We start from the raw sequence: 18,141 nt of genomic DNA on the forward strand, positions 1-18,141 counted from the left end.
GGAATCGGGTGGCCGCCGCTTCGCCTCCGCCCCACTTTGATGGCATCAAAGGAGGCGCTCATGACCGTCCATTCCCTCAACACCAAACGCGCCGGACGCTCCGCCGAATCCCGTGTCGCCGCGCAGGACTGGCACGCGCTCGTCTCCGAGCTCAACGCCCAGGGCTGCGCTGTCGTGCCCGGCCTGCTTTCGCCGGAGGAATGCGCCGAAATCGCCGCGCTCTATCCGCACGAAGAACATTTCCGCAGCCATGTGGTGATGGCGCGCCATGGCTTCGGCAGGGGCGAGTACCGCTATTTCCGTTATCCGCTGCCTGATCTGATCGAGGGCCTGCGCACTGCGCTTTATCCACGGCTCGCCGGCGTTGCCAACGACTGGAACGAGAAGATGGGCGCCGCGCTCCGTTACCCTTCCGACCACGCCGCCTTCCTAAAGCGTTGCCACGACGAGGGCCAAACCAAGCCGACGCCGCTTCTGCTGCAATACGGCCCCGGCGACTTCAACTGTCTGCACCAGGATCTCTATGGCGCGCTCGCCTTTCCGCTGCAGGTGGCGATCCTGCTCTCCGAACCCGGCAAGGATTTCACCGGCGGCGAATTCGTGCTGACCGAGCAGCGCCCGCGCATGCAGAGCCGCGCCGAGGTGGTGCCGCTCAAGCGCGGCGACGCGGTGATCTTCGCCGTGCACAACCGGCCCGTGGAGGGCACGCGAGGTTACTATCGCGTCAACCTGCGCCACGGCGTCAGCCGCCTGCGCTCGGGCAGGCGACATACGCTCGGTATCATCTTCCACGACGCGAGGTGACACGCCTCCGAGGCGGCTTTTCTCGGCTCTACGTTCCAGGCCGCCGATAACGGATCGCTTTCGCCCTGCTTAGCGCGTCCATCGTCTCCTCGACGCTGAGGAGGACGGTGGTCTCGCAGGAGCTGAGTGCCCCTCCGGCACCGATGGCGATCACGACGGACGCCATCGAAACATTGTCCGGCGCCTCCCACAGGTTCCACCCGTCGTGTTCGCCGAACGCGTACCAGAACCCGTGCAGCTTTCCGCCGACCGATTCTATGTATGAGCTGGCTGCCTTGCGGCGATCCTCGGGGTTTTCGATCATTCGCGCCCAGGTCTCGGGCGTGTAGCTGAAGCGCGTCAGGTACATGGCCATGGTTGACCTCCCTTGCCAGAGCCCATCAAGTGGTTGGCTCCAGCACTAAGCGCTCGATCGGTCGGCGACGCCAATCAATTTCACCGCGGCTGGGTTCTGCCTCGAAGGAATAGCCGAGCGCGCGGATGCGGCGCTTCTGCCTCTTCCCTCCGCAGCCTCATTCGCGTATGCCCCGGGCAAATCCCGCCATCTCAGCGCAGTTTCCCGGACCGCCCCATGATCCGTCTCGAAAATATCGGCAAGCAGAACGGCCGTCAGATCGTCTTCATCGAAGCCTCGGCCGCCCTGCAGAAGGGCGAGAAGGTCGGCCTCGTCGGCCCGAACGGCGCCGGCAAGACGACGCTCTTCCGCATGATCATCGGCCAGGAGCAGCCGGACGAAGGCCAAGTCTCAGTCGATCGCGGCGTTACCATCGGCTATTTCAGCCAGGATGTCGGTGACATGGAGGGGATGAGCGCCGTCGCCGAGGTGATGGAAGGCGCCGGCCCGGTGAGCGCCGTCGCAGCCGAGATGCGCGAGCTCGAGCACGCCATGGGCGATCCCGACCGCGCCGACGAGATGGACGCGATCATCGAGCGCTATGGCGAGTTGCAGCACCGCTTCGAGGAACTCGACGGCTATGCGCTCGACGGCCGCGCCCGCGAGGTGCTCGACGGCCTCGGCTTCTCCCAGGAGATGATGGACGGCGACGTTGCAAAACTCTCCGGCGGCTGGAAGATGCGCGTCGCGCTCGCCCGTATCCTGCTGATGCGGCCCGACGTCATGCTGCTCGACGAGCCGAGCAACCATCTCGATCTTGAGAGCCTGATCTGGCTGGAGAAATTCCTCAAGGACTATGACGGCGCGCTGCTGATGACCTCGCATGACCGCGAGTTCATGAACCGCATCGTTTCGAAGGTGATCGAGATCGACGCCGGCGCGCTCACCTCCTATTCCGGCAATTACGAATTCTACCAGGAGCAGCGGGCGCTGGCCGACAAGCAGCTGCAGGCGCAGTTCGACCGCCAGCAGGCGATGCTTGCCAAGGAGATCGCCTTCATCGAGCGCTTCAAGGCGCGCGCCTCGCACGCCGCCCAGGTGCAGAGCCGGGTGAAGAAGCTCGACAAGATCGACCGCGTCGAGCCGCCCAAGCGTCGCCAGACGGTGGCCTTCGAGTTCCAGCCTGCGCCGCGCTGCGGCGAGGACGTGGCGACGCTGAAGGGCATCCACAAATCCTATGGCAGCCGCTCGATCTATGCCGGCCTCGACTTCCAGATCCGCCGCCGCGAGCGCTGGTGCGTGATGGGCGTCAACGGCGCCGGCAAGTCGACGCTTTTGAAGCTCGTGGCCGGCGCCTCCGAGCCGGATGAGGGCTCGGTGGCGCGCGGTCCGAGCGTCAAGATGGGCTATTTCGCCCAGCACGCCATGGAACTGCTCGACGGCGAGCGCACCGTGTTTCAGACGCTGGAAGACAATTTCCCGCAGGCCGGCCAGGCGCCGCTCAGGGCTTTAGCCGGCTGCTTCGGCTTTTCCGGCGACGAGATCGAGAAGAAGTGCCGCGTGCTCTCGGGCGGCGAGAAGGCAAGGCTGGTCATGGCGCTGATGCTGTTCGATCCGCCGAACCTTCTGGTGCTCGACGAGCCGACCAACCACCTCGACATGGCGACCAAGCAGATGCTGATCGAGGCGCTGGCGCAATATGAAGGCACGATGCTGTTCGTCTCGCACGACCGCCATTTCCTGTCCGCACTATCGAACCGCGTGCTGGAGCTCACGCCGGATGGCATCCACACCTATGGCGGCGGCTATACGGAATATGTCGCCAGGACGGGGCAAGAGGCACCGGGGCTGAGGGGGTAGGGCGGCGCTCTGACCTCCGAGCGTAGTAGCGTGGAGAAGCCTTGACCCGTCGGCAGGACAGAGGGGGGCGCGAAGGATCGCGACCGATCTCACCCTTGCGCCGCCTCCTCGTGAGAAGTCACGGCAGGATCCGGGCTCCGTGAGGCGCCCAACGCCCCCACTACTCCCTCGCCAAACCGCGCTCGATCAGGCGAGCAAGCCGCGCCGAAAACGCCCTGGCATCGGCTGGCTTGTCGCCGTCCAGCACGCGCGCCTCGTCGTAAAGCAGATGCGCGGCGTCTTCCTTGAAAGCGCGCTCGCCGTCGCCGAGCTTCGCCAGCGCCGTGACGCGCTCGTGCCGCGGGTTGATCTCGAGGATCGGCTTCGCCGCCTTTTCGAGGCGGCCGGCGGCGTTGAGCAGCCGCTCGAACTGGCGGTCGGGACCGTGCTCCGGTGCGACCAGGCAGACCGCGCTTTCGGTCAGGCGGTCGGAGGCCTTCACGTCCGAGACCTCGTCTCCCAGCGCCGTCTTCACGAAGGCCAGGAAGGTCGCGATTTCGGACGAGATTTCGGCATCCGGCTTGGACGCGGTGTCGAGCAGCGGGATCTCCGACAGTTCGGCCGCGCCCTGCGTCACCGATTTGAACGGCTTGCCGTCGAATTCCGGCGCCATCGTCGTCCAGAAACTGTCGACCGGATCGGTCAAAAGCAGCACTTCGATGCCGCGCGCCCGGAACCCTTCGAGCTGCGGCGAGACCTCGAGCCGGGCGCGGTCTTCCCCGGCCATGAAGAAGATCGCCTTCTGCCCTTCCTTCATCGCGGCGACATAATCGGCCAGGCTGCGCAGCGTCTCGCCGGAAGCGGTCGAGCGGAAGCGGGCGAGCTTCAGCAGCTGCTCGCGCCGCTCGTAGTCCTCGTAGATGCCTTCCTTGAGCACGACGCCGAAATTCTCCCAGATCTTGGCGTAGGCCTCGGCATCGTTATCGGCGAGTTTGCCAAGATCGCCGAGGACGCGGTTGGTGACACCCTTGCGGATCGCGGCGAGCAGCGGGCTTTCCTGGATCATCTCGCGCGAGACGTTGAGCGGCAGATCGGCGGAATCGACCAGGCCGCGCACGAAGCGCAGATAGCGCGGCAACACGTCGGCATCGTCGGTGATGAAGACGCGCCGCACGTAGAGCTTCATACGACCCTTGCGGTCCTGGTCGAAGAGATCGAACGGACGCGAGCCCGGCACGAAGGCAAGCGCGCTGTATTCGTGCCGACCCTCGGCGCGGAAGTGGATGGTGGCGGCCGGCTCGTCATACTGGCCGGCGATGCTGCGGTAGAAGTCGGTATATTCCTCGGGCTTTATGTCGCTCTTCGGCCTCACCCAGAGCGCCGTGCCGTCGGCGACATCGCGCGGCTCGGCGCCCGGCTTCTCAACAAGCGTGATCGGCACCGGCACGTGGCCGGACTGCGACTTCGCCAGCCCTTCGAGCCGGTAAGGCGTGGTGTAGGAACTCGCATCGTCCATCAGATGCAGCACGACGCGCGTGCCGCGCCTGGGAGCTGCCGCAAGCGGCACGGGAGCGATCTCGTAGGTGCCCTTGCCGTCGGAAGACCAGCGCCAGGCTTCCTCGCTGCCGGCCTGTCGGCTGATGACATCGACATGATCGGCCACCATGAAAGCGGAGTAGAAGCCGACGCCGAACTGGCCGATGAGTTGCGAGTCCTCAGTCGCCTTGCCGGCCTCGACGCGCTCGATGAAGGCACGGGTGCCGGAGCGTGCGATGGTGCCCAGAGCCTCGGCCATCTCCTCGCGGCCCATGCCGATGCCGTTGTCCTCGACGGCAAGCTGCTTGTTGTCGGGGTCGGCCGAAATGGTGATGCGCGGCTTTGCGTCCTCGCCCAGCAGCTCGGGACGGGTGATCGCTTCGAAGCGCAGCTTCTCGCACGCGTCCGCGCCGTTGGAGATCAGCTCGCGCAGGAAGACGTCCCGGTCCGAATAGACCGAATGCACCATCATGTGCAGCAGCCGCGAGACATCCGCCTCGAATGTCCTGGTTTCCGTCGTCTTGGTATCCGTCGTCATTCAGAATCTTCCCACATAGTAACTCTGGCCCGTCGCGCCGCGACGTGTCGAAGCTGCCGATCTCCGCCGATGAGGGGAGATGTCCGACAGGACAAAGGGGCGCGTCCCGCCAGCCGATCTGTCGCGGAGTGCTTTCTCGCTTTTCCGGTTCTTGTCAATTCAGAAGGGTGCCGTTTCCCTCGCGCTCCCTTTTGCCCTGCCGACCAATCTCCCCCAATTGAACCCTGTCGGGGGAGATTGGCTGTGTCGGCGCCGCGCCTCCCCAGCGTCCTAGAAGTCCATGCCGGCGCCGGCGGGCATGGCGGGTGCCGCTTCCTTCTTCGGCTTCTCGGCGACCATCGCCTCGGTGGTGACGAGCAGGCCGGCGATCGAGGCTGCATCCTGCAGCGCGGTGCGCACGACCTTGGCCGGATCGATGACGCCCTGGCTGAAAAGATCGCCATATTCGCCGGTCTGGGCGTTCCAGCCATAGGCGAAATCGGTCTTCTCGCGCAGCTTGCCGACGATGATCGAGCCTTCCGCCCCGCTGTTCTCGGCGATCTGACGCGCCGGCGCCTCGATGGCGCGCCGCACGATGTCGACGCCGTATCTCTGGTCGGGGTTGTCGGCAGCCACCGCGTCGAGCGCATTGGCGGCCCTGAGCAGCGCCACGCCGCCGCCCGGAAGAATGCCTTCCTCGACCGCCGCGCGCGTCGCATGCATGGCATCGTCGACGCGGTCCTTGCGCTCCCTGACCTCGACCTCCGTCGAACCGCCGACGCGGATCACAGCCACGCCGCCGGCGAGCTTGGCCAGACGCTCCTGCAGCTTCTCGCGATCGTAGTCCGAGGTGGTCTCCTCGATTTGCGCCTTGATCTGCGCGACGCGGCCCTGGATCTCCTCCTTCTTGCCGGCGCCATCGACGATCGTGGTGTTCTCCTTCTCGACCACCACTTTCTTGGTGCGGCCGAGCATCTCCAGCGTGACGTTCTCAAGCTTGATGCCGAGATCCTCGCTGATAGCGGTGCCGCCGGTGAGGATGGCGATGTCCTCCAGCATGGCCTTGCGGCGGTCGCCGAAGCCCGGAGCCTTGACGGCCGCAACCTTCAGGCCGCCGCGCAGCTTGTTGACCACCAGCGTCGCGAGCGCCTCGCCCTCGACATCCTCCGCGATGATGAGCAGGGGCTTCGCCGACTGAACCACCGCCTCCAGAACCGGCAGCAGCGCCTGCAGGTTGGAAAGCTTCTTCTCGTGGATCAGCACATAGGGCTCTTCGAGCTCGACGCGCATCTTATCCTGATTGGTGATGAAGTAAGGCGAGAGATAACCGCGATCGAACTGCATGCCTTCGACCACTTCCAGCTCGGTGTCGGCGGTCTTGGCTTCCTCGACGGTGATGACGCCCTCGTTGCCGACCTTCTGCATCGCCTCAGCAAGGAAACGGCCGATCTCGGCATCACCATTGGCCGAAATCGTGCCGACCTGGGCGATCTCGTCATTTCTGGTCACCTTGCGGGCGTTGGTCTTCAACTCCTGAACAATAGCCTCGACGGCTTTGTCGATGCCGCGCTTCAGATCCATGGGATTCATGCCGGCGGCAACGGCCTTGGCACCTTCCCTGACGATGGCCTGGGCGAGAACGGTCGCGGTGGTCGTGCCGTCGCCGGCGATATCGCTGGTTTTCGAGGCGACCTCGCGCACCATCTGCGCGCCCATGTTCTCGAACTTGTCCTCGAGCTCGATCTCCTTGGCGACAGTGACGCCGTCCTTGGTGATGCGCGGAGCGCCGAACGACTTGTCGATGACGACATTGCGGCCCTTAGGGCCGAGCGTGACCTTCACCGCGTCGGCGAGGATGTTGACGCCGCGCAACATGCGGTCGCGGGCGTCGGAATGGAATTTCACTTCCTTGGCAGCCATTGGAACACTCCTTCAGCAGGCACCTTTCATTGACCGATCGGGTTGGGCCGGTTCAAGCCGCTTTTCCCAACGCCGATGTCTGCTCGACCACACCCATCACGTCGCTTTCCTTCATAATGAGCAGGTCTTCACCGTTGAGCTTGATCTCGGTGCCGGACCACTTGCCGAACAGGATGCGGTCGCCGACTTTGACGTCGAGGGGAATGAGCTTGCCGCTCTCGTCGCGCGCGCCGGAACCGACGGCGATGATCTCGCCTTCCTGCGGCTTCTCCTTCGCCGTGTCCGGGATGATGATGCCGCCGGCCGTCTTCTCCTCGGCCTCGACGCGGCGGACCAGAACGCGGTCATGCAATGGATGGAACTTCATATCGTTCTCCTTCGGGACAAACAGATTTTGAGAGGTTCCACCACTCCGGACCGGAAGGACCGGAGCGGGGCTCGCGATCCTTTCGGCCTCGCGCATGTGGATTTGGTTTTGCACGCGCCGGTTTCAAGAGGCCGCAAGAAATTTTTTGGCACTCGCAACAGCCGAGTGCTAGCGCCGTGAAAACAAAGGTAATTATGCAGCTTTGACGGGCGCGCCTCGGACCTCTTGACGGCAAAGGAATCAATTCCCAAATCGAACCTGCCGGCGCCTGATGTGGCCGGCAAGGTCAAGGAGCGCCGCTGCCTTGGCGCTCCTCGTATCTATGTTGCTCAATGGAGGATGTAGCTATGAGAACCAGTTTCGACTTTTCTCCCCTGTTCCGGTCGAGCATCGGCTTCGATCGAATGCTGAACGCGCTCGAGACCGCAAGCCGCATCGAAACCGCTGACAACTGGCCGCCCTACGATATCGCCAAGGGCGGCGAGGACGACTACCGCATCACCATGGCCCTGGCAGGCTTCAGCCAGGACGAACTGGCCATTACCCAGGAGCAGAACATGCTGATGGTTTCTGGCCAAAAGGCAGGCGAGGACAACGGCGAGTACCTGCATCGCGGCATTGCCGGCCGCGCATTCCAGCGTCGCTTCGAGCTTGCCGATCACGTCAAGGTCGTCGATGCGAGCCTCGTCAACGGCCTGCTGACAATCGACCTCAAACGCGAGATCCCGGAAGAAATGAAGCCGCGCCGGATCGAGATCACGGCGGACAAATCATCGCCAAAGGCCGCGACAAAGAAAATCGAGGCCGACAACAAGGCGGCCTGAGCCTTCTCGCCGCGCTTTGCGCCAAGCGCCGGGTGATGTTCCCGGCGCTTGTGGGCCTTGTCTTCCGGATGAACAGAAAGGAGGAAAAAATGAGTGTTCGTGATCTGATTCCCTGGGGCCGAAACAATGGTAACCAGGTTCCAAGTGTCTTCCGCGACGGCGAACGCGATCCTTTCCTGTCGCTGCATCGCGAGGTGAATCGGCTGTTCGACGACGTCTTCCGGGGTTTCGGTTCCGGCTTGCCATCCCTAGGCAGCGTATCAGCCTTTGGTGCCGGCTGGCCGAGCGTTGAGATCTCCGACAACGAGAAGGAGATCAAGGTGGCGGCCGAAGTCCCGGGCCTGGACGAGAAGGACATCGAGGTGCTGCTTGATGATGGCGTGCTGACGCTGAAGGGTGAAAAGCGCTCCGAGACGGAGGACAAGGAGCGGCAGTTCTCCGAGCGCATCTATGGCCGCTTCGAGCGTCGAATCCCGCTGGGCTACGAGATCGAAGAAGACAAGATCGATGCCCGCTTCAAGAACGGCGTGCTGACGGTAATGCTGCCCAAGACCGCGAAGGCGCAGTCGCAGGCCAAGCGTATCGAAATCAAGAGCTGATGCCTGGATGCAGGGGTTGGACCGGCGGGTCCGGCCCCTGCGGCATGACGGAACCTCGGCGCTAGATGGAACGGCCAACGCTGGCGTAGGTGCTGGCTGGAGCGTGGCTCCCCTTCCAACGAGTGATCCGCCCGCAGCGGGCGCCAGGTGCTCGCTTGCGGCTCGATGACGTGCGGCCGACGCAGGCCATTCTAACCGTTTACCGCGCTGAGCGCAGATGCCGCTGACGGAACACCGCGCAAGCCTCTGGAAATCCGCGATAACCTTAATTCCTTCCTTCTTTTGGTCAGGCTTCCCGTACGGAACGTTAAGGGCTAGATTAGCAATTCGTTAAGTAATACGGCGGGTGTGAGCGTAAGAGGTGTGCCGTTATGAATTTCAAATCCCTGATCAAACGGGCCGAGGACGTAGACAAGGAATTTCAAGAGCTCCAGTCGGATCTGGCAGAGGCTTTCGAAGAATGTCTTTCGGCTGACGAAGAGACGTCCCCGGGATACGATTCTGCCGCCGACCTGGCGGCAAGCGAGGAGGATCCGCCGGGCGAGACTCAGTCCGAGGCTTCCGCCTCCCGGCTGACGCCGCACACCCAGACACGGTTGGCCGCCTTGGAAGCCGTTTCCGGACTCTTCCGCGACGGACAGGGTCATCTGGAGGAGATCGGGTCAAGGCTGGCCGAGATCGCCACAGCGCACCACATGACGCGCGATATCCTGAACGCCCTGCATCGCGATGCGCTGCGCGCCAATGAGCTGGAGCTGGAGAACGCCGCTCTGGGCGCCGAACACAAGGCCTTGTCGGAACAATTGCTTGACGCTACGCGCAAGCAGCGCGAACGCGACGGCGCGGCCGAGGCCTGGCAGCAGCGCGAGGCAAGTCTCGTCCAGGACAGGGAGTCGCTGCGCGAGGCGCTTGCAGCGGTGCGGCTCGAAATGGTCGAGATGGGTAATGAGAGCGCCAGGCGCGAGGCTGAGTTCGGTGAGATCGTCAAGACCCTGACGGCCAAGACCGTCGAAGCCGACAGGCGCGCTGTCGAGAACAAGCTGCTGCGCGAGAAGCAGGTCGGGCTTTCGATCGAGCTGGAGCAGGCGCAAAAGCGCGAGGCCGAGGCCCGGCACAAATTCGACGAGTTCGCGGCGACCCACGCCAACGAAGCCACGCGGATTGCCGAACTTATGGCCCAGCTCGGCAGCCACGAGAAGGAGGAGGCCCGGCTGCAGAAATCGTTGGAGACGACGCAGGCCAAGCTTGCCGAGGTAACCGAAGCCGCCCGCATTGCCGAAAGCGATGGCGCGGCGGAGCTGGCGCGGAGCCGGGCGGAGCTGCGCGGCTTGCGCTCCGAAATCCAGGAGCTGCAATCGCGGCTCGAGCAGGCCTCCATCGACAAGACCGATGCGGTCGCCGAGGCGACAGGACTGAGGGCGCAGTTGAATGACGCCGTGACCGAGCGGCAGATCGCGGAAGAGAAGCTTGCCGTTCTCAGGAACGAGAGCGAATTGGACAAGAAGAATTTGTCGGTGATCAGTACCAACCTCTCGCAGCTATCGCTGCAGCAGGCGTCGGAGCAGATCCAGCTCGATATCCAGAAACAGGAATGCGAGGACCTGCGCGCCGAGGTCGAGACGCTGAATGCCCGCATCAAGGAGCTGCTGCCTTACGAGCGGCTGCACAGGGTGACGGACGCCCGGGCCCGGCAGGATGTTGTGCCCGTGACGAACGGGCATGTCACCAACGGGCATATCGTGGAGCCGGCGCGACCCACCGCCAGGCGCCGGCGAAACATGAGGGCCGCCGCGAGCTGAGGAAGGGTGTCTAGCCAGCTCAGCGCTTCATCGCTCTGGGCCTACTTGCCGGTCATCCGGTCAGCAAGCTGCTGGGCCTCGGCAAGCAGTGCCGGGAAGCCCGGATCGCCCGGCAGGCGCTCGCCCATGCAGGCGCGATAATCGCCGTCGCCTTTTTCCCAGGCGGCGTTGGCGGAATCATAGGCCTGCTGGTCCTTCAGGTCCGAGTTCTGATAGGTCTGCTGAAATTTCTGGGCAGCCGCGTCCGCCGCGGTCCAAAGCGCCTCGCAGGCCGCGATCTTCGGCACGGGCGGGGACGCGGGCGCCTCGGCGACCAGGACGCGGTCGCCCTTGACGACCGCGACAACGACCTGCTGGTCGTAGATCGGTCCGACATCCTGCGTCCAGCCGCCGAGCCGCGCGACGGCGATATCGGCGCCTTCGGGCTTCTTCAGTGAAAAGTCGAGCGTCTTCACGAATGCGGCGTCGCTGCCGATGGCCTGCGTATAGAAGGCGTCTAGCTTGAGCGCCTCCTCGATGCCGGCGGGCAGCCGGAGGCCTTCATCGTCCTCGTCAGCCTTGGACCGCAGCCAGCGCTCGACCAACCCGCGGGTCGTCGCGACGATGCTCGGGCCGGTATCGCTCTTGGCGTAGCGCAGCCCGTCCAGCATGCCGAAGCCAATATCGGAGGCGCTCAGGCTCTGCAGATTGATCGTGCCGGTTGCCGGAAAATCCTTGACCGCAAGCGGGCCGAGAATGGCGGAAAGACGCTTTTCCAGATCGGCCAGCGCCTTGGTGTTGGCGCCATCGAGCGCCTCCACTTCCGCGTTCGAGCTCTCCTGCGCCGCGATGTCGGAAATCGCCTTGTCGCGCGCGGCGATATAGTCGTCCTCCGGCGATGCCGCGAAAACCACGCCGCTCGCCAGCGCGAACAAAAACGCCCAGACCAGCCGCATGCTATAACCCCAATTCAGACCAAAGCCCTTGTGGCCTTCGCCTGACTTGGCGGCTTTTGCGTGGCGGAATCCCGGGGAGAACCCGAATTTAATATCCGGCCTTTCGCTTCTCTACCTCCGCCTTCCTCAGCAGGAACCGCTGGATCTTGCCGCTCGATGTCGGCGAGGAGGTGAGGCACGCCGCGACAGTTGCGCTCTACGGCGCCCCCCTCTGTCCTGCCGGACATCTCCCCCACGAGGGGAGAGATTGGCAGTTCCGCTGACGGCTCTCCCTTTGCACCGTCGATGATTGGCGAAAGCCGGCGCCACATCTGATCTCCCCCCAAGTGGGGGAGATGTCCGGCAGGACAGAGGGGGGCGCGAACGAACGCAAGCTTTCGTGTCCAGAGCACAGCCATGATGTCGGGGACGGCCGGATCTTCTAAGGCGGGCGCAGGCCCAGAGGTGAGGGACGCACCCGGCGCCACACCAGTCGATTGGGAGGATGATCAGGGCGGCGCAGGGCTTGGCCAGGCCGGTGCCGGCCTGTACAATCTTAGGGTGAATGCAGGGAAGGGAGCGCGCGATGCGGCTTGGTCGGGATCTCTGTCATTTGACGGTTTTGGCCTTCATCGCCGGACTGGCGCTTTGGCCGCACGCGGCATCGGCCGATCCCGTCACGCCCGCGCGCATCGCCGCCGCCTTGCCGAAGCTCGAAGCGCTGGCGCTAGCCGCCGTCGCCGATGGTGCCGTCCCCGGCCTTGCCATCGGCGTCGTGCATGACGACAAGGTGATCTTCCTCAAGGGTTTCGGGCATCGCGAAGCCGGCAGACCGGAGCCGGTCGACGCCGACACGGTGTTCCAGATCGCCTCCCTTTCGAAGCCGATCTCGGCTACCGTCGTGGCCGCGCTGGTCAGCGACGGGGTGGTATCCTGGGATTCGAAGATCGCCGATCTCGATCCGGCCTTCCGCCTTGCCGATCCCTATCCCACCGGCGAACTCACCATCCGCGATCTTTTCACGCATCGCAGCGGCCTTCCCGGCACTGCCGGAGACGACCTTGAGGGCATCGGCTACGACCGCGCCGAAATCCTTCGCCGCCTCCGCTTTGTGTCGCCATCGTCGAGCTTTCGCGCCGGCTATTCCTACAGCAATTTCGGGCTGACCGAGGGTGCCGTGGCGGCCGCGAAGCCGACAGGCAAGCCCTGGGAGACGGTCGCGGAGGAAAAGCTCTACCGCCCGCTTGGAATGGCCGCGACCAGCTCCCGTCACGCGGACTTCGTCAGCCGCGCCAATCGCGCCGCGCTGCATGTCAAGATCGAAGGCGTCTGGGCCGCAAAGGTCAAGCGCAATGTCGATCCTCAGGCGCCGGCGGGCGGCGTGAATTCCAGCGCGCGCGATCTCATGCAATGGATGCGCCTGGTGCTCGGCGACGGGGTTTATGCCGGCCGGACGCTGATTGCTTCCGATGCGCTGCGACAGACGCATCTGCCTCAGATGGCGCTCGGCCGCAATCCCGTAACCGGAGGCGAGTCTTTCTATGGCCTCGGCTGGAATATTGCCTTCGGCCGGCACGGCCTCAGCTGGGGCCATGCAGGCGCCTTCAGCGTCGGCGCGCGTACGGTGGCGACGCTGTTTCCGCAGGAGAAGCTTGGCATCGTTATCCTTACGAACGCCTTCCCGACCGGTGTCCCGGAAGGGTTGTCCGACAGCTTTGCCGATCTGGTCTTCGACGGAAAAGTCGAAAAGGACTGGGTCGAGGCCTGGGACGGAATCTATGCCGGGATGCTGGGTCCGGCGATCGCCGCGGCCAAGGCCGAATATGCCGCGCCTCCGTCTCCGCCAAGGCCGGCCCGGCCGGCCAGCGCCTATTCCGGCCGCTACGGCAATGACTTCATCGGCGGCGCGACCGTGTCGAGCGCGGGCGACGGCCTTGTGCTCGAGGTCGGACCGGCCGGAGCGCGGTCCTATTCGCTGACGCATTTCGACGGCGATCTGTTCCTGACCCATCCCGACGCCGAGACGCCGGACCGGCCGGCGGGCGTGAGCTTCGTCGTCGGCCCCGACGGCAAGGCCTCGGCGATGACGATCGAGTTCCTCGACGACAATCATCTGGGCAGGCTGCAGCGGGTGGGGGACTGATCGCTTCACCCAGAGCCGTGCGGCGATTCTGGGTGAACGACATGTATCAAGCAAAGACCAGCGGGCTCAGGATGCCTGCCCGTAGCGGAGCAGCTTGAAGCAGTCGCCGCTGCCCGTCTTTGTCTGCGTCAGGACCGGTTTCGCGCGGTCGATCCATTCCTGTTGCGACTTGGTGTCGGTCTCTATCGCATCGGCCGGTGCAAGGGCGACGAAACTCTTGCCCTTGCTGAAAAGCCAGCAGGCGCGGGCGAGAAACCGCCTGCTGCGCTGACGCAGCAGGTCGGCGTCATAGAGGATGTCGAGCACCTCGTGCTTGATCTTCGGTTCCTTGTCGGGCTGGGCGACCGCGGCCTCGACCGCCTCGTCGCCGATCGCCTCATGCAGGTCCTTGTAGTCGAGGGCTAGCTGCGTCGTCGCGTATTTGATCTCGTTCTCGTCGCGCACGATGTTGAACCACAGCGTCGGATCGATCTCGTTGACGACAAAGGTGGCTTCGAGGTCGCGCGACAGGTTCAGGATTTCGAAGTCTCGAACATCGACATCGCGTTCCACCAGCAGGATCTTTTCGACCTGCTTGGCGAGCTCCGTTCCTCTGGCGGTGATCGCGGCGTTGCTTCCGCCGTGTTCGGGGCCGACATAGGCGCCGCCCTCATCCAGTACCTCGTCGAACTCGTCCAGCGTTTCGATGACCGGGGCGCCGCGGGCAACGCGCGCCGCCAGCTTGGCGAGAACCTGCTGCAGCTCGGTCTCGCGCTTGCGCTGGTCCTGATAGTTCTGCTGGAAGAAGAAGATGAACAGCGAAACGCCGATGCCGATCAGGATCACGCCTAGCTGCGAAAAGATGTTGCGATAATATTCCAGCAGCTTTTCGCGATGGCGCAGTTCGTCGCGCACGCTGTGCGCCACGCGCAGATTGACGATCAGCGAAATGATCAGCAGCCCGGCGCCGACCAGGATGAGCCCACCGATGAGAAGGTAGCCATGGCCTGCGCTGAAATCCATTCGTCTCGCCCCCCGAAGCCTGCGCCAAATTAGCGCCAATTTCGTCGCGCTCAAAGCCACGAGACAAGCCGGGCATCAGGCCCGGCCGGTCTCGCGCGCCACTCCACCGCTCTGCGGCAACCAAAACGATTGACCCGGCCATCCATCCGGCCGATATCCCGCGCAAGTTCGTACCGAGACCCCAATGACCTCAAATACCGATCTCAAGGAAGCCGCGCGCGGACCCGACGCCGCCTGGCAGGACGACGTGCGTGCCGGCGTGCGCCATGTGCGCGACCTCGCAGCCCTGCCGCTCTCACCGGCCGAGCGCGCCGCTGCGCAGCAAGCCGCCGCCGCCCACAAGGTGCGCGTGCCGAAAGCCTATCTCGACCTGATCGACTGGAACGATCCGAACGATCCGATCCGCGCGCAGGTGATCCCATCGCCGGACGAATTGATCACTGCCGAGGGCGAGCTCGGCGATCCGATCGGCGATCACGCCTTCAGCCCGGTGCCCAGGCTGACCCATCGCCATGCCGACCGCGTGCTCTTGTTCCCGACCTATCAATGCGCGGTCTATTGCCGCTTCTGTTTTCGCAAGGAGTCGCTGACTTCGATTGGCCGCGGCTATACGCGCGAGGCGCTGGAGCCGGCCCTCGCTTACATCGCCCAACATAACGAGATCCGCGAGGTGATCCTGACCGGCGGCGATCCGCTGTCGCTGCCCGACAAGGCGCTCGCCGAAATCCGCGCCCGCATCGAGGCCATCCCGCATGTCCGGCTCCTGCGCATCCACACCCGCGTGCCGGTGGCGCTGCCGTCGCGCATCACGCCCGGCCTTGTGGCGGCCCTGCAAGGAAGGCTGATGGTGACGGTGGTCACTCACTTCAACCACCCACGCGAGATCACGCCGGACACCGAAACGGCTTGCCGGACCATGCGTCAGGCGGGTTTTGTTCTGCTTAACCAGAGCGTTCTCTTGAAGGGCGTCAACGACAAGGTCGAGGTGCTGGAAGAGCTCTGCCGCGAGCTGATCTATCGGCTGGGCGTAAAACCTTACTATCTTCACCATGGTGATCTGGCGCCGGGCATGGCGCACCGCCGCACCACGATTGCCGAGGGCCAGGCGCTGGCCGCGGAACTGCGCCGGCGCCTCTCCGGCATCTGCAACCCGACCTATGTCATCGATCTGCCCGATGGCGGCGGCAAGGTGCCGCTCGGCCCCAGCCACATCGAGGGCCGGGACAGCGAGACATGGCGGATTCGCGGGCAGGACGGGAAGGTGAGGGAGTATGGCGAGGTGGTCGCCTAGTTCCTCATCTCGAGAGGCGGCAGAGGAACTCCCATCCGCCCCCCCGCATTGTATAGCGGGGGGTCGAAGGAGAGCAGCGTGAAGGCATTGTTGGGAATCGTCGGCGGCTTCGTGCTGACCCTGGCCGTGTTTGCCTCAGGGCTCGCCTTCGCCACTTGGCTGCTGGCCGCCAAGCCGGTGCGCCAGGCAACGCCGGCGATCGGCGTTTCGGAGCTCTGGACCAAGGACGCCAGGCCCGTCGATCCGGCGAAGCAGGATCTCGAGCGCATCCCGGCCCAGCAGGCCGCCGGCGCGTCCGTTAAGGCGGACGAGGGGGCCAAAGCGGCGGATACGGCCACGCAGACCGCAGCTCTCCCAACGCCGCAAGCCGCCGCGCCGCGGCAGTTGCAGCCCTTGCCCGAGATCTCTCCGCCCAATGCTTCACAGACGGGCCAGGCCGATGCGGCTGAACAGCCTTCGGAGCAGGCGCCGGCCCAGCAGGTACAATTGCCCGCCGCGCATCTCGAATGGTGCGCCAACCGCTATCGCAGCTACCGCCCGCAAGAAAACAGCTACCGCTCCTACAGCGGGGAGATTCGCCCCTGCATCTCGCCCTATTTCGATCCGGGCGGCGATCGCACAGCCTCGACCGACGGGCACCAACCCGATCAGCCCTGGATGAACAATCAAGGCGAGGTGACTGACGACCAGGCCGAGGTGGAAGGCTACGCCACGACACGGGACGGCTACGCGACGACTTATGGCGGCCCGCCGGAAGAGATTTTGCCGGAAGACCAGCCTTCCAGGGATCGGCTGCTGGGCCCGCAAATGTCGGGCGATCATATCGACTCCTGCTTCAGCCGCTATCGCTCCTACGATCCGCAGGACAACACTTACCAGCCCTATGACGGCGGCCCGCGCCGGCAGTGCGAGTAGGGCAGGCCCACGTTCCTGCGAAGTGACGCTTGGCTCCTGAAGGCGCCCCTTGGGGGGAGATGGTCGGTAGACCAGCGGGGGGTGCATATCGAATGGCTAACGTTAGCGCCGCCCTTCGGCACCTTCCCGCCGCGAACGGGAGATGATCGGCTCAATTCAGCACTCGGCCATCAATCTCCGCGACGCTCGTTGTCCCGGTCAGCGCCATGGTGACGGACAACTCCTTGCGCAGAATGTCGATTGCCGTCGCCACGCCCGCCTCGCCGCCGGCGCCGAGGCCGTAGATATAGGCGCGTCCGACCAGGCAGGCTCGGGCACCGAGAGCCAGCGCCCGCATCAGATCCTGGCCTGAGCGCACGCCGCCGTCGAACAGCATCTCGACATCGGAGCCCACCGCGTCCGCTATCCTCGGCAGCATCGAGATGGTTGACGGCGCGCCGTCAAGCTGCCGGCCGCCATGGTTGGACACCACAATGGCGTCGGCGCCGGCCCTGCTGGCGCTGCGCGCGTCGTCGACATTGAGGATGCCCTTGAGGATCAGCTTGCCCGGCCAGATGCTCCTGATCCAGTCGACATCGCTCCAACTCAGCGTCGCGTCGAACTGATGCGCCACCCAATCCGCCACCGCCTTGATGCTGTCCTCGCCCTTCACATGGCCGGCGAGGTTGCCGAAGGTCCAGCGTTTGGCCGAAAGCATGCGGGCCGCCCAGGCCGGGCGGCTGGCGATGTCGACGATCGTGCGAAGTTTGAGCGCCGGCGGCACCGAAAGCCCGTTCCTGACATCGGCGTGGCGCTGGCCCAGCACTTGCAGGTCGACCGTGAGTACCAGCGCGCTGCAGCGCGCGGCGTCGGCGCGTTCGATGAGCGAGCGCACGAAGCCGCGATCCTTCATCACCTAGAGCTGGAACCAGAATGGCTTGCCGACAGCTTGCGCCACATCTTCGATCGAGCAGATCGACATCGTGCTCATCGTATAGGGAATGCACGCGGCTTTTGCCGCCCGGCAGGCGAGGATCTCGCCATCGGCCCATTGCATGCCGCCGAGGCCGATCGGTGCAAGGGCTATCGGCAGCGACACCTTCTCACCGAGGATCGTGGTTGCCGTGTCGCGCTGCTCGACATCGACCAGGACGCGCTGCTTGAGCGTGATGCGCTCCAGGTCGGCGCGGTTGGCGCGCAGCGTCTGCTCGGCATAGGAGCCGGACTCCGCATAGTCGAAGAAGACGCGCGGCACGCGGCGGCTCGCGGCCCGGCGCAGGTCCTCGATGCAGGTCATGCCCTTGAGCAGTTGCGGCGCCGCCGATGTTGCCCTGATCTCGTCGGGCAAAGTCACGATG

The 18,141-nt window shown here is 64.6% G+C and carries 14 protein-coding genes and 1 pseudogene; 8 read left to right on the forward strand and 7 right to left on the reverse strand.

Going from position 1 to position 18,141, the window contains the following annotated elements:
• Positions 1-60: 60 nt before the first annotated feature.
• The gene (locus P9254_RS14175) at positions 61-804 is read left to right on the forward strand and encodes a 2OG-Fe(II) oxygenase (RefSeq protein ID WP_095824686.1); all 744 of its coding nucleotides are present in this window, start codon (positions 61-63) and stop codon (positions 802-804) included.
• 28 nt (positions 805-832) lie between these two features.
• Here P9254_RS14175 and P9254_RS14180 read toward each other — a convergent pair whose 3' ends face one another.
• Complete coding sequence (locus P9254_RS14180) at positions 833-1,159, reverse strand: GYD domain-containing protein (protein ID WP_164750533.1); 327 nt, start codon at positions 1,157-1,159, stop codon at positions 833-835.
• A gap of 216 nt (positions 1,160-1,375) precedes the next feature.
• Here P9254_RS14180 and P9254_RS14185 point away from each other — a divergent pair, with 216 nt between their 5' ends.
• On the forward strand, positions 1,376-2,998 hold the full coding sequence (locus P9254_RS14185; protein WP_095824639.1) for an ABC-F family ATP-binding cassette domain-containing protein: 1,623 nt from the start codon (positions 1,376-1,378) through the stop codon (positions 2,996-2,998).
• Positions 2,999-3,158: 160 nt separating this feature from the next.
• Here the strand turns inward: P9254_RS14185 and htpG are convergent, their stop codons facing one another.
• From htpG to groES, 3 genes are all read right to left on the reverse strand, one after another.
• The gene (gene htpG / locus P9254_RS14190; protein ID WP_278056623.1) at positions 3,159-5,051 is read right to left on the reverse strand and encodes a molecular chaperone HtpG; all 1,893 of its coding nucleotides are present in this window, start codon (positions 5,049-5,051) and stop codon (positions 3,159-3,161) included.
• A 270-nt stretch (positions 5,052-5,321) separates the two neighbouring features.
• Complete coding sequence (gene groL / locus P9254_RS14195; RefSeq protein WP_066992865.1) at positions 5,322-6,950, reverse strand: chaperonin GroEL; 1,629 nt, start codon at positions 6,948-6,950, stop codon at positions 5,322-5,324.
• A 52-nt stretch (positions 6,951-7,002) separates the two neighbouring features.
• A complete protein-coding gene (groES, locus tag P9254_RS14200) occupies positions 7,003-7,317 on the reverse strand; it encodes a co-chaperone GroES (RefSeq protein WP_066992870.1) in 315 nt (104 codons plus the stop codon).
• Positions 7,318-7,664: 347 nt separating this feature from the next.
• Between groES and P9254_RS14205 the strand changes: the two genes are divergently transcribed.
• From P9254_RS14205 to P9254_RS14215, 3 genes are all read left to right on the forward strand, one after another.
• Positions 7,665-8,141 carry an Hsp20 family protein gene (locus P9254_RS14205; RefSeq protein ID WP_127246674.1) on the forward strand — a complete coding sequence of 159 codons (477 nt, stop codon included), beginning with the start codon at positions 7,665-7,667 and terminating at the stop codon, positions 8,139-8,141.
• An 89-nt stretch (positions 8,142-8,230) separates the two neighbouring features.
• The gene (locus P9254_RS14210) at positions 8,231-8,740 is read left to right on the forward strand and encodes an Hsp20/alpha crystallin family protein (protein WP_278056627.1); all 510 of its coding nucleotides are present in this window, start codon (positions 8,231-8,233) and stop codon (positions 8,738-8,740) included.
• A gap of 371 nt (positions 8,741-9,111) precedes the next feature.
• Entirely contained in the window at positions 9,112-10,539 is a 1,428-nt protein-coding gene (locus P9254_RS14215; protein WP_127216122.1) for a hypothetical protein, read from the forward strand.
• Between the two features lie 41 nt (positions 10,540-10,580).
• On the opposite strand, the gene P9254_RS14220 is transcribed toward P9254_RS14215, so the two are convergent.
• Positions 10,581-11,474 carry a hypothetical protein gene (locus P9254_RS14220; RefSeq protein WP_278056629.1) on the reverse strand — a complete coding sequence of 298 codons (894 nt, stop codon included), beginning with the start codon at positions 11,472-11,474 and terminating at the stop codon, positions 10,581-10,583.
• Positions 11,475-12,039: 565 nt separating this feature from the next.
• Here P9254_RS14220 and P9254_RS14225 point away from each other — a divergent pair.
• A complete protein-coding gene (locus P9254_RS14225) occupies positions 12,040-13,596 on the forward strand; it encodes a serine hydrolase (protein ID WP_278056630.1) in 1,557 nt (518 codons plus the stop codon).
• A gap of 66 nt (positions 13,597-13,662) precedes the next feature.
• On the opposite strand, the gene P9254_RS14230 is transcribed toward P9254_RS14225, so the two are convergent.
• On the reverse strand, positions 13,663-14,598 hold the full coding sequence (locus tag P9254_RS14230; protein WP_278056631.1) for a hypothetical protein: 936 nt from the start codon (positions 14,596-14,598) through the stop codon (positions 13,663-13,665).
• A gap of 184 nt (positions 14,599-14,782) precedes the next feature.
• On the opposite strand from P9254_RS14230, the gene P9254_RS14235 reads away from it, so the two are divergent.
• Together P9254_RS14235 and P9254_RS14240 are read left to right on the forward strand one after the other, a co-directional pair.
• Positions 14,783-15,889, forward strand: coding sequence for a KamA family radical SAM protein (locus P9254_RS14235; protein ID WP_278056632.1), 1,107 nt, complete (start codon positions 14,783-14,785; stop codon positions 15,887-15,889).
• 78 nt (positions 15,890-15,967) lie between these two features.
• Complete coding sequence (locus P9254_RS14240) at positions 15,968-16,804, forward strand: BA14K family protein (protein ID WP_127246679.1); 837 nt, start codon at positions 15,968-15,970, stop codon at positions 16,802-16,804.
• Positions 16,805-16,955: 151 nt separating this feature from the next.
• Here the strand turns inward: P9254_RS14240 and P9254_RS14245 are convergent.
• Positions 16,956-18,080: pseudogene (locus P9254_RS14245) on the reverse strand (alpha-hydroxy acid oxidase).
• Positions 18,081-18,141: the final 61 nt, after the last annotated feature.

The sequence above is a fragment of the Mesorhizobium sp. WSM4983 genome, from assembly GCF_029625765.1.
In the GTDB taxonomy this organism is placed as follows: Bacteria; Pseudomonadota; Alphaproteobacteria; order Rhizobiales; family Rhizobiaceae; genus Mesorhizobium.